Below are 10,337 nucleotides of genomic sequence, written 5' to 3'. Positions count from 1 at the left end.
CCTTTTATGTCAACAACTTTTTTTAAGTTGTTTCCGAAGCTTTTCGTTGTTGTCTGCTGTTCATCAGCGACGTTTAATAATATAACACCCTTTTGAAAATATGACAATAGTTTTTTTAAAAAAATCATTAATTATTTTCTTTCATACTTATTTCAGTTTCTCTTCTATAGAAAGATAAGCTGTCTTGTGGTTTGGCATATTTTCTTGTATAGTAAGATTGAACTAAATACTTGATGACCACAAGGGGAGCATTAAAGCTGAGAGTGAACGTTTTGTTCTGACCCTTTGAACCTGTTAGTTAACGCTGGCGTAGGGATGTGGCAAAGCCAAATGTTTTGCAGTTTATGTAAGCAGCGCGCGGACCTTTTCCCATCCTTCCCCGCGCTGCTTTTTTGTTTATCCTTGATACGGTTGTCTGACCAGGGGGAAAACTATGAATCATTCAACACAGCTTGTGCGCTTAATTGAAATAGCGATTATGACCGGGGCGGCTGTCATTCTGGACATTGTCTCAGGTATGTTTCTCCGGATGCCCCAAGGCGGTTCGGTCTCTATTATGATGATTCCGATTTTTTTGATTTCATTCCGTTGGGGAGTGAAGGCCGGGCTTACGACAGGCTTTTTAACAGGGATTGTCCAGATCGCCATCGGCAATTTGTTTTTGCAGCACCCGGTGCAGCTATTTCTTGATTACATCGCGGCATTTGCAGTCCTCGGTTTCAGCGGCTTGTTTGCTTCCGGTGTACGGGAATCGGCATTGAATAAAAAAAGAGGCGCTTTAACGATGTATGTTATAGGCGGTGTTTTCATCGGCAGTGTGCTGCGTTATGCGGCACATGTGGTCTCCGGAGCTGTCTTTTTCGGAAGCTATGCTCCGAAAGGCACGCCGGTATGGATTTATTCGTCCGTCTATAACGCGACTTATATGATTCCTTCTTTTATCCTTTCGGCCATTGTCCTTATCTTATTATTCATGACTGCGCCGCGGCTTCTTGAAGCTAAGCGGACGAACTGAAACAGCAGGCGGTTACGCCTGCTGTTTTTTTATTCCGGGCTGTGCCGTTTGTTTGAATCACTCAGTTCTTTTGTAAGTTCATTTATACTTTGTTTTATGTTTCCTTTGCCTGAAAAATTCTCAATAAGCTCTTTTACATTGATTCCGGAAGATGCTTTTAAGCTTTCCTGAAGACCGGCCATTAAATTGGTTGCGTAGCCTGTGACTTTATTGGCCCCGCCGTTTTCACCGCTTCCTCCCGTATCAACGACGGTTATTTTATCAATGTTGGAAAGAGGCGCTGAGACTTGCTTCGCATATTCAGGCAGCATTTTCACAATCATATCAAGGATTGCAGCCTGCCCGTATTTTTCGAATGCTTCGGCGATTTTTTCTTTAGCTTCCGCTTCTGCGAGACCTTTCAGGCGGATGACTTCCGCTTCGGTTTCTCCTCTCGCCTTTTCAGCCTCCGCTTTAGCAAGACCGTCAATTCTCACGCGTTCCGCTTCCGCCTTGGCCATCGCTTCGATACTGTACTGCTCGGCATCCGCTTCGGCGAGCTGCTTCGCTTTTGCGGCCGCGGCCGCTTGTTCCACCGAGTAACGGTCAGCATCGGCTTTTTTCTTCACTTCAGAGTCATATTGGCGCTCACGGCGCAGGATTTCTTTTTCTTCCAATTCAATCTGCTTTTGCCGCTCAATAATTTTAATTTGCATTTCCTGCTCTGTCACCTGCTGGCGGGCTTTTGCTGTTTCAAGATCATATGCCTGGTCGGCATTGGCTTTTGCTGTATCCTGCTCTCTTCTGTATTCCGCCATTTTCAGCTGATTGATTTTTTCCGCTTCAGCTATTTCCGTCGCCCGCTCCAGCTCTGATTTTTTTGCGTCTTTATCAGCGGCCGCGCGTTTAATCCTCGTCTCTTTATCCGCTTCTGCCGTGGCAATGTCCGCATCCCGCTTGACTTGGGCGATTCTCGGCTTACCTAATGATTCAAGATAGCCGTTTTTATCGCGGACGTCTTTAATCGTAAAAGAAACGATCATCAGCCCCATTTTAGCAAGATCCTGAGACGCGACCCGCTGGACTTCCTGAGAAAACTTTTCCCTGTTTTTATAAATCTCTTCAACGGTCATGGAGCCGAGGATGGAGCGCAGATGGCCCTCCAGCACCTCCCGCGCCTCCTGCTCACGGTCTTCCTTAGATTTCCCCAAAAATTGTTCAGCTGCTGTTGCGATTTCACCGATGGAGCCTCCGATTTTAATAATGGCGGTTCCGTCGGCCATTACCGGCACGCCTTGTTCTGTATAGACTTCAGGTGTAGAGACATCAAGTTTGCTTGACAGTAAACTGAGAGGTTCTGCCTGCTGGAATACCGGGAGCACAAAAGTTCCCCCGCCCCGGACGATTTTCAGACGATTTCCGCCTTCATCAATGTGGACGTTCTTATTTCCCAAATAACTTCCGGTCACGATAAGGGCTTCGTCCGGCCCCGCCGTCCGGTACTTCGTAATAAATACAGCAATAAGTGCGATGAGTAAAAAGAATACGATTCCGATAACGATGATAATCGGCATAGTCATAACAGTTCCCCCTTAGATATCAGATTGGTTCATGCGGCGTCACAAAAAGCACTCCGTCTTTCACGTCAATCACTAATACGGCCGTTCCGTACTTGATCTGTTCTTGATCAAAGCTGACGGCTGATTTAGAAATGGCGCCCCCTATTCCCTCTATGATTACTTCTCCATAGCCGTCTTTCGGGACGGAAGTAATGACCCTGCCGACTCTGCCCTTTAAATCCGTCTCCCGATATGCGAGCGATTCTTCCGCTGATGAAAGCGGGACAAGGACAAAGAAGTGAAGCAGGCTGACCAAAAGAACCGAAAGAACAAATGAAAGCAACGCAATGACAGGACTTGATAGCGGAGCGGCGATTTCGCCGATATAACCTGAGGCTGAAAAGATTGTTAAAAAAGACAGAATCAATGCAGGGTTTAAAAATGAAACAGGAATGGCTTCCGATAGGCCGTGAAACACATCTTGAAAAAACAGAATCAAAAGCGTGAGACTTCCCGAAATAATCAATGTGTAAAGATAGACCGTTTCAAGCGGCAGATAAAATATGTTCATCTTCTATCCTCCTTTCGGCCGAGGTGTCGGAGTGTTACTTTATATACGGATGTAAAGGTAAATGGTTTCAATTTTCTGATAAGGAAGGCTGATTACATGATTATCCAATCCGGATATGATATGTTTACTCTAAAGGAGGAGATAGGATGAGCATTTTTAATGAAGCCAGACAGCAGACCTGGGAAGAACTGAAAGGACTCTCTGATGAGGAATTCAACCGAAAGCCCGCGGCTGATGAGTGGAGCGTGCGGGAAGTCCTTGACCATTTAAAGAAAATTGACGAAACAGCGCAGACCCTTTTATCAAAGCAGGCAAAAGACGCACCGTTTAAAAAAATCGAAGAAAAACCGATGGAGTTTATAGAGGACAGAACAAATAAACGGCCGGCGCCGTCACACCTCGAACCTGAGCAAAACCGAATATCAGTCATTGAAGCAAAACAAGAATTAGATACGGCAAGACAGCAGCTGACCGCAGTTATTTCATCATTAAACGAGGAAGACTTAGAACGTGTGCTTCCCCATCCTGTTTTTCAAGAACTGACGATCCGCCAGTGGATTGATTTTATCGGCCATCATGAAAAGCGTCACATCAATCAAATAGAAGAAATCAAACAAAAAATCGAGAAGGTCTGAGTCAGACCTTCTCGATTTTTTTCTTGGCGCGTTTCGGTTCATAAGAATGGATGGTGACCGCATCGCCCGTGCATATATCACCCGGGCGTTCAACAATACAGACAATTCCTCTTCTGCCCATCGCGTGCCTCACAAACGCCGCGGCGAGTTTTGACTGATCCGGATAAAAGGATTGAATGACTTCTCCCGGCTGAATGCACGGATCATTTTCTCCCTCGCACAACAGAGACGCACCGCTTGGAAATATTATTCTGCTTCCTTCTTTAAGCGGCGTCAGTGCAGAAAAACCGCTGATTGCGATGTTAGCGCCGAGCCATTCGGGAAAGATATGAGAAATCCCCATCTTCTCCGCAATGTCATCACATTCCTCCATGGACACGATTGAAATTTGTCTCCGGTTAAAAATTTCTGTTCCTCTTTCATACATCGGCTCACGCGCGCCGGCCTTTTTTGTCAGTCCGAAATGCAGGTCACCGGGAAACCCGCCGTATTCCGCACGAAGCTTGTCCATCTTTTTGGTAACAAATTGTTCGGTATCCGCTATATATACGCCTTCCGTCTTTGCTGTTATGCGTTTCCACATCAGCCACCACCGCCTTTTTCTTGACATTATCCTTAAAAAACCCCGCTCTGTAAAGGAGCGGGGTTCATTTATTATACCGTTTTCGGTGTTAAGTCAAAGCAGCGTTTGTAAATCCAGTTGTATGCTTTCTCATTCAAATCTCTTGGATTTCCGAATGTTTGCGGATCTTTCATGGCTTCTTTTGATAAACGTTCAATCATGTCCGGAGACACACCTTGTTCTTCTAAACTCGGCACCTCTAAATCTTTTACAAGATCATACATCCAGTTGACGGACGCTTTTGCCGCTTCATCGGTTGTCATGTTGCTTGTATCGATTCCGAATGCTTTGGCGATGCGGGCGAATTTTTCCGGATAGCCTTTCCAGTTGTATTCCATTACCGGCCCCATCATAGCTGCGACGCATTGTCCGTGAGCGACAGGGATGATGCCGCCGAGCGTCTGGCTCATTGCATGCGCCGCGCCTGCTGATTCACTGCCGTATGAAAGGCCGGCAAGCATCGCCGCCTGCGCCATGCCGTATCTTGCTTCCAAATCCTCTCCGTCCGCAAACGCGCGCTTAATATAATGCGCCGCATATTCAATGGCCATTAAAGCGACGGCATCAGTGATCGGCTGCGCGAATTTCATCGTATAGCACTCGATGGCGTGCGCAAGTGCGTCAATACCTGTCATGGCCGTTACATGCGGAGGCATGGACGTGTGCAGCTCAGGGTCAATGACCGTTAAATGCGCGGCGATAAGCGGTCCGCCCGTATTGAATTTAAATTCTCTTTCTTCATCTGTAATGACCGCCCATTGTGTAACCTCTGAACCTGTTCCCGCAGTCGTCGGGATCGTTGTCAGCGGAGGAATACGGTTTTCCAGCGGCTTTTTGCCTTCCGCGGCTTCATAATCAAGCACGCTTCCTTCGTGTGTCGCTTCTACCCCGATCGCTTTCGCTGTATCCATGGAGCTTCCGCCGCCGACAGCCACAAGGCCGTTGCAGTTTTCTTTTTTATACAGTTCTGATCCTTCGTTTACAAGACGTACAGGCGGGTTCGGCTCCACTTTGTTAAACAGGACGACTTCGATGCCCGCTTCCTGCAAAGATTCAATGACCGGGTTTGCCACTCCCGCGTTATAAATTCCCGGGTCTGTTACGAGCAGCGCTTTTGTGACGCCAAGCGCTCTGACTTCACTTCCCGCGTGCTGAATCGCACCGATTCCGTGTTTAATGACTGTCGGGATTTCGAATGTATGGAATTTATGCATGCTTTCTACTTTCATATTTAATGTCATATTGTATCTCCTCCTCGTTATGCTTGAAACCAGTTCACAGCCGCAGGTTTCGTGTTGCGGTAAATATGTTTGATTTCCGTGTATTCTTCCAGGCCGATTTTGCCGAGTTCGCGGCCGAAGCCCGATTGTTTGTACCCGCCCCATGGCGCTTGCGCGAAATATGGGTGGAAATCATTGATCCATACCGTTCCCATCCGCAGTTTGGCGGCTACGCGTTCGCATTTTTCAATATCCTTTGACCATACCGCTCCGGCCAGCCCGTAAATGGTATCGTTGGCAAGTCTGATCACTTCTTCTTCAGAAGAAAATGACTCAACTGTTAAAACGGGGCCGAAGATCTCCTCTTGGACTATCCGCATATCAGACTTGCAGTTTGAGAAAATAGTAGGTTCATAGAAGAAACCGTTTTGAAGGGCGGGATCATCAGGACGTTTGCCGCCTGTTTCCAGTTTTGCCCCTTCTTCGATGCCGATTTCTATGTATTTTTCGACTTTAGCCCGATGCTCGGCGGAAATCAGCGGACCGCTTTCCGTATCTTCATGAAAACCGTTTCCTAATTTGATGCGTTTCGTACGCTTGATCAGCTCGGCTAAAAATTCATCATGAATGGCTTCGTCCACCAAAAGACGTGACCCTGCCGAACAAACTTGGCCGGCATGGAAAAACACGGCGTTCAGCGCTTGATCTGCAGCTGTTTCGAGATCTGCATCTTGAAATACGATATTCGGATTTTTGCCGCCAAGCTCCAGGGCAATCTTTTTCACGTTGCCGCTTGCCGCCTGCATGATTTTTTTGCCTGTTTCAATTCCGCCCGTAAAAGAGACCAAATCGACGTCGAGGTTTCTCGCCAGCTCATCGCCGACAGAAGCGCCCGGCCCCAGCACGAGATTGGCGACCCCTTTCGGAATACCGGCTTCTTCTATTAATTGAAAGACTTTAATGGTTGTCAGCGGAGTAATCTCGCTCGGCTTTAAAACGATCGTGTTTCCGGCCGCAAGAGCGGGAGCGATTTTCCAGCTCGCCTGAAGAAGCGGATAGTTCCACGGCGTAATTTGTCCGCATACGCCAATTGGCTCTCTGACGATTTTACTTACGGAATCAGGAATCGGAGATGAAATGACCTCGCCTCCGTCTTTATCCGCCAAACCGGCATAATATTGAAATACATTTGCGATATCATCCATATCGGCTTTACTTTCTTCAATCGTTTTTCCTGTATCGAGCGATTCCAGCTCAGCTAATTCGTTCAGATCGCGTCTGATTAATTCCGCAATTTTCAGAACAAATTGGCCGCGCTCGAGCCCGGAAAGCACCGGCCACTCCCCTTCATCAAATGCTTTTCTGGCTGCGGCGATGGCTTTCACCGCATCGTCCCGGTCTCCTTCGCATACCGTTGCAATTTCTTCTTGATTAAATGGATTAATGATACGGCGGGTCTGTTTTTTTTCTGCACTGACCCATTCGCCGCCGATATAAAGCGTTTTGCTCATAAGAGTCCTCCTTACCGAAAAGTAAGTTTGTTAAATAAAAATTTAATGTTTTTAACAATATTAATTTAACACATGTTTTTTTTCCTGTCAAAACCCGGTCAGTCCGTTTAGATTTTGACATTTTGTCATGATTCGTTAAGATTAAGAACATAAAGAAATGACTTAACAAATTTAAACTTCAAGAGGAAAAGAGGGACAGTATGGATGAGAATCCAGAATTCGCAGCGATAGAACAAGCCAGGGATCTTGTCATTGATTCCATTGCAGAGACGATGGATCTTTACGGAATCACCCGAAGTGTCGGGATTTTATACGGAACAATGTATATGAGGGATGAAATGACGCTTGACGAAATGCGTGAGGAACTGCAGATGAGCAAACCGAGTATGAGCACAGGCGTCAAAAAGCTGCAGGATTTAAATGTGGTCAAAAAAACCTTTCACCGCGGCACACGGAAGCATACGTTTGTAGCGGAAAAAGATTTCTTTACGTTTTTCACGAATTTCTTTCCGCCGAAATGGGACCGTGAAGTTCAGGTGAATTTGTCCGCCATCGTACAGGCCCAGGCGGATTTGCAGTCCGTTTTGCTGGCGGAGGAAGGCAACGCGGAATTACAGGAAGAAGCGCGGCAGTTATATGATCAGCTTGAAAGTTCGAAAGCTTATTATGATTGGCTGAAGCGGCTCGCCGACTCGGTTCAGAGCGGGGAGATTTTTAAATTTATTCCGATAGAAACGGACGAAAAAAACGCCTGAATCAAAATCAGGCGTTTTTTTGTCGTGATTTGATTATTTTTGAGAAAATATAGGAATATAACCCCATTTACTTCCATTAAAATTGATGGTAAATTTTTATAGGTATGGTCGTTCTTTTTTAAGAACAATCAGCAAATTTTTTTTAGGGGGATTTATGAAAATGAAACACAAGTTTTTCTCAACTGTCATGGCAAGTTTATTCGGCCTGGTTTTGCTTCTTTCTCTGCCGACAGCGTCATTCGCCGCTGAGTCAGGCTCAACCGTTCACGAGCCGGAAATGTCCACGAAAGCGACTGCTACCTTATTTGCAAAATATACAGGTGCCAGCCAGCAGGAATGGTCATTTTCTGATATCGAATTGACGTACCGTCCGAACACGATCCTGAGCTTAGGCGTTATGGAATTTACCCTTCCTAGCGGATTTGCGGCTACAACAAAAGATACAGTCAACGGACACGCTTTGCGTGAAAGACAAATTCTGAATAACGGCAAAACAGTCAGACTTCCGTTAAACATTGATTTGCTCGGCGCAGCGGAATTTAAGCTTTCTCTTAATAATAAAACATTGCCTGCTGCAGGTACATATAAGTTCCGTGCAGAAAATAAATCATTAAGCATCGGCTCTAAATTCTATGCTGAGGACACAATTGTTGTTCAAAAACGCAGCACACCGCCGACACAGCCTTGCGACTGCTAATAATTGCGAAAAAAGACCGGCACAAGCCCCTCGCTTGTCATCCGGTCTTTTTTTTGTGCTGTTTTCTTTCTTCCGGCCCTCGCATTGACAAACCCTTGAAACAGGAGTACATTCTTGTTTGTTGTATTTGGAGTGACGAAAACAGTTTCTTAAGGAGTTATGAGGATTGGGAAAAATCAAAAATAAACAATTTGCCGTCATCGGACTCGGCCGTTTCGGCGGAAGCATCTGTAAAGAGCTTTTTAAAATGGGGCATGAGGTGCTTGCGGTCGATATCAGCGAAGAGCGGGTCAACGCATACTCCTCTTATGCCACGCATGCTGTGCGGGCAAATTCAACGGAAGAAAGCGAGCTTCAGTCGCTCGGCATCAGAAATTTTGAATATGTCATCGTAGCAATCGGCGCCAACATTCAGGCAAGCACGCTGACGACGCTGTTATTGAAGGAGCTGAACATCCCTAATATTTGGGTGAAAGCGCAAAACTATTATCATCACAAAGTGCTTGAAAAGATCGGTGCTGATCGTATTATCCATCCCGAAAAGGATATGGGCGTGCGGATTGCGCAAAGCCTTTCGGATGAAAACGTCTTAAATTATATTGATTTGTCAGATGAATACAGCATCGTGGAGCTTTCAGCCACGAAAAAGCTGCATTTAAAATCCATTCTTGATCTCGGCGTCCGGGCCAGATTCGGCTGTACCATTCTTGCCGTGAAACATAACGGAGACATTCAGCTGTCCCCTTCTCCGGAGACTGTCATTCATGAATGTGACTGCCTTGTGCTGATGGGGCATAAACGTGATATTAAAAGGTTTGAAACTGAAGGGATGTAAAAAAAGCCGGCGGGCTGCCGGCTTTTTTTGATGCTTATGTTTCTTCACTTAACTGGACGGCGGTTTGGTCAACCCAGCCGATCAGCTCATCTTTCACTTGAATTTGGTACCAGACGGATTCTCCGTTTTGTTTTTCAGATACGACTTTAATATGCTGGCCGGTAAACTTTTGCGCCGATGCCAGTTTTATAGAATGCCGCTCTTTTGACGGCTTCGACCACACGTCTTCAATGGCGTGGTCTTTGATGGCGCCTTTCATATCAACTGCTTTAAGAGAGGCATTGATTTTGTCATATTCATTCAGGTTATAGGTTTCTATGACATCTTTAATTTTTTCAGCATAGCCGGGGTCTGTGGCGTAGCCGGATTTTTGAAGGGCAGCCGCCGCTGTTTTATAATTGTCCGCTTCAATGACGGGCTTGTACTTCTTTTTATTCCAAGACGTTCCGTTGACAAATAATTTTGCATGGTCATCCATTGATTCAAAAAACGTGCTGTATTTACGGAATTTTGCCCGAATCGTTTTTCGTTTTCCTTTTTCAAATTCATCCGTTTTCATCGTGACGTGTTTTCCTTTATAATCACCTTTTACACCGAACAGGTTGCGCGCTTTCCCCGCAAGCTCACTGTTCCCCCAGTCCGATTCGAGAATGGCCTGTGCGAGGGTGATGCTCGGAAGGACATGATATTTCTCATATAAAATTTGAGCATGCCCGGAAAGGCTGTCAATAAAGACCTGCTGCTCGTCCACCTCTTCAGGCGGTTTTTCTTCCGTCACTATGAATTTCGAAAACACCATTGATACCAGAAATAATCCGAATATAAGAGATACAGCAAAAAGGCACCCAAGCACCCTTTTGGTCTTTGCTTTCTTTTTCATATCAACCTTCCTTTAATTCCGGAATCACTAGATTTATAATTTTACTGGTCATTGATGA

At 45.8% G+C, this 10,337-nt stretch carries 11 protein-coding genes and 1 riboswitch; of the genes, 5 read left to right on the top strand and 6 right to left on the bottom strand.

Annotated elements, in window-relative coordinates; translation table 11 throughout:
- Nucleotides 1-232: 232 nt before the first annotated feature.
- Nucleotides 233-333: riboswitch (TPP riboswitch) on the top strand.
- Between the two features lie 100 nt (nucleotides 334-433).
- Nucleotides 434-1,015, top strand: coding sequence for an energy-coupled thiamine transporter ThiT (thiT, locus tag ACNFN4_RS10210; RefSeq protein ID WP_007410163.1), 582 nt, complete (start codon nucleotides 434-436; stop codon nucleotides 1,013-1,015).
- A 29-nt stretch (nucleotides 1,016-1,044) separates the two neighbouring features.
- On the opposite strand, the gene ACNFN4_RS10205 is transcribed toward thiT, so the two are convergent.
- A complete protein-coding gene (locus ACNFN4_RS10205) occupies nucleotides 1,045-2,574 on the bottom strand; it encodes a flotillin family protein (RefSeq protein WP_191389148.1) in 1,530 nt (509 codons plus the stop codon).
- 19 nt (nucleotides 2,575-2,593) lie between these two features.
- Nucleotides 2,594-3,124 (bottom strand): NfeD family protein, encoded by a 531-nt coding sequence (locus ACNFN4_RS10200; protein WP_109567151.1) that lies wholly within the window; start codon nucleotides 3,122-3,124, stop codon nucleotides 2,594-2,596.
- Nucleotides 3,125-3,270: 146 nt separating this feature from the next.
- On the opposite strand from ACNFN4_RS10200, the gene ACNFN4_RS10195 reads away from it, so the two are divergent.
- Nucleotides 3,271-3,759 (top strand): DinB family protein, encoded by a 489-nt coding sequence (locus ACNFN4_RS10195; RefSeq protein ID WP_017419515.1) that lies wholly within the window; start codon nucleotides 3,271-3,273, stop codon nucleotides 3,757-3,759.
- Nucleotide 3,760: 1 nt separating this feature from the next.
- On the opposite strand, the gene ACNFN4_RS10190 is transcribed toward ACNFN4_RS10195, so the two are convergent.
- From ACNFN4_RS10190 to betB, 3 genes are all read right to left on the bottom strand, one after another.
- Nucleotides 3,761-4,342, bottom strand: a complete 582-nt coding sequence (locus ACNFN4_RS10190) for an MOSC domain-containing protein (protein ID WP_014721712.1) — start codon at nucleotides 4,340-4,342, stop codon at nucleotides 3,761-3,763.
- 71 nt (nucleotides 4,343-4,413) lie between these two features.
- Nucleotides 4,414-5,622 (bottom strand): choline dehydrogenase, encoded by a 1,209-nt coding sequence (gene gbsB, locus ACNFN4_RS10185; RefSeq protein ID WP_014418719.1) that lies wholly within the window; start codon nucleotides 5,620-5,622, stop codon nucleotides 4,414-4,416.
- A 17-nt stretch (nucleotides 5,623-5,639) separates the two neighbouring features.
- The gene (gene betB, locus ACNFN4_RS10180; protein ID WP_448200146.1) at nucleotides 5,640-7,112 is read right to left on the bottom strand and encodes a betaine-aldehyde dehydrogenase; all 1,473 of its coding nucleotides are present in this window, start codon (nucleotides 7,110-7,112) and stop codon (nucleotides 5,640-5,642) included.
- Nucleotides 7,113-7,312: 200 nt separating this feature from the next.
- On the opposite strand from betB, the gene cudC reads away from it, so the two are divergent.
- From cudC to ACNFN4_RS10165, 3 genes are all read left to right on the top strand, one after another.
- Nucleotides 7,313-7,867, top strand: a complete 555-nt coding sequence (gene cudC / locus ACNFN4_RS10175) for a choline uptake/conversion transcriptional regulator CudC (RefSeq protein ID WP_014418721.1) — start codon at nucleotides 7,313-7,315, stop codon at nucleotides 7,865-7,867.
- Between the two features lie 160 nt (nucleotides 7,868-8,027).
- Nucleotides 8,028-8,564, top strand: coding sequence for a biofilm surface layer hydrophobin BslA (gene bslA / locus ACNFN4_RS10170; RefSeq protein ID WP_025650408.1), 537 nt, complete (start codon nucleotides 8,028-8,030; stop codon nucleotides 8,562-8,564).
- 166 nt (nucleotides 8,565-8,730) lie between these two features.
- The gene (locus tag ACNFN4_RS10165) at nucleotides 8,731-9,399 is read left to right on the top strand and encodes a potassium channel family protein (protein ID WP_014418723.1); all 669 of its coding nucleotides are present in this window, start codon (nucleotides 8,731-8,733) and stop codon (nucleotides 9,397-9,399) included.
- A 34-nt stretch (nucleotides 9,400-9,433) separates the two neighbouring features.
- On the opposite strand, the gene ACNFN4_RS10160 is transcribed toward ACNFN4_RS10165, so the two are convergent.
- The gene (locus ACNFN4_RS10160) at nucleotides 9,434-10,279 is read right to left on the bottom strand and encodes a glucosaminidase domain-containing protein (RefSeq protein ID WP_014418724.1); all 846 of its coding nucleotides are present in this window, start codon (nucleotides 10,277-10,279) and stop codon (nucleotides 9,434-9,436) included.
- Nucleotides 10,280-10,337 lie beyond the last annotated feature (58 nt).

Source organism: Bacillus sp. N1(2025) (genome assembly GCF_053470005.1).
The sequence above is the reverse complement of the archived record's forward strand: the minus strand, read 5'-3'. Positions and strand labels throughout refer to the sequence as shown.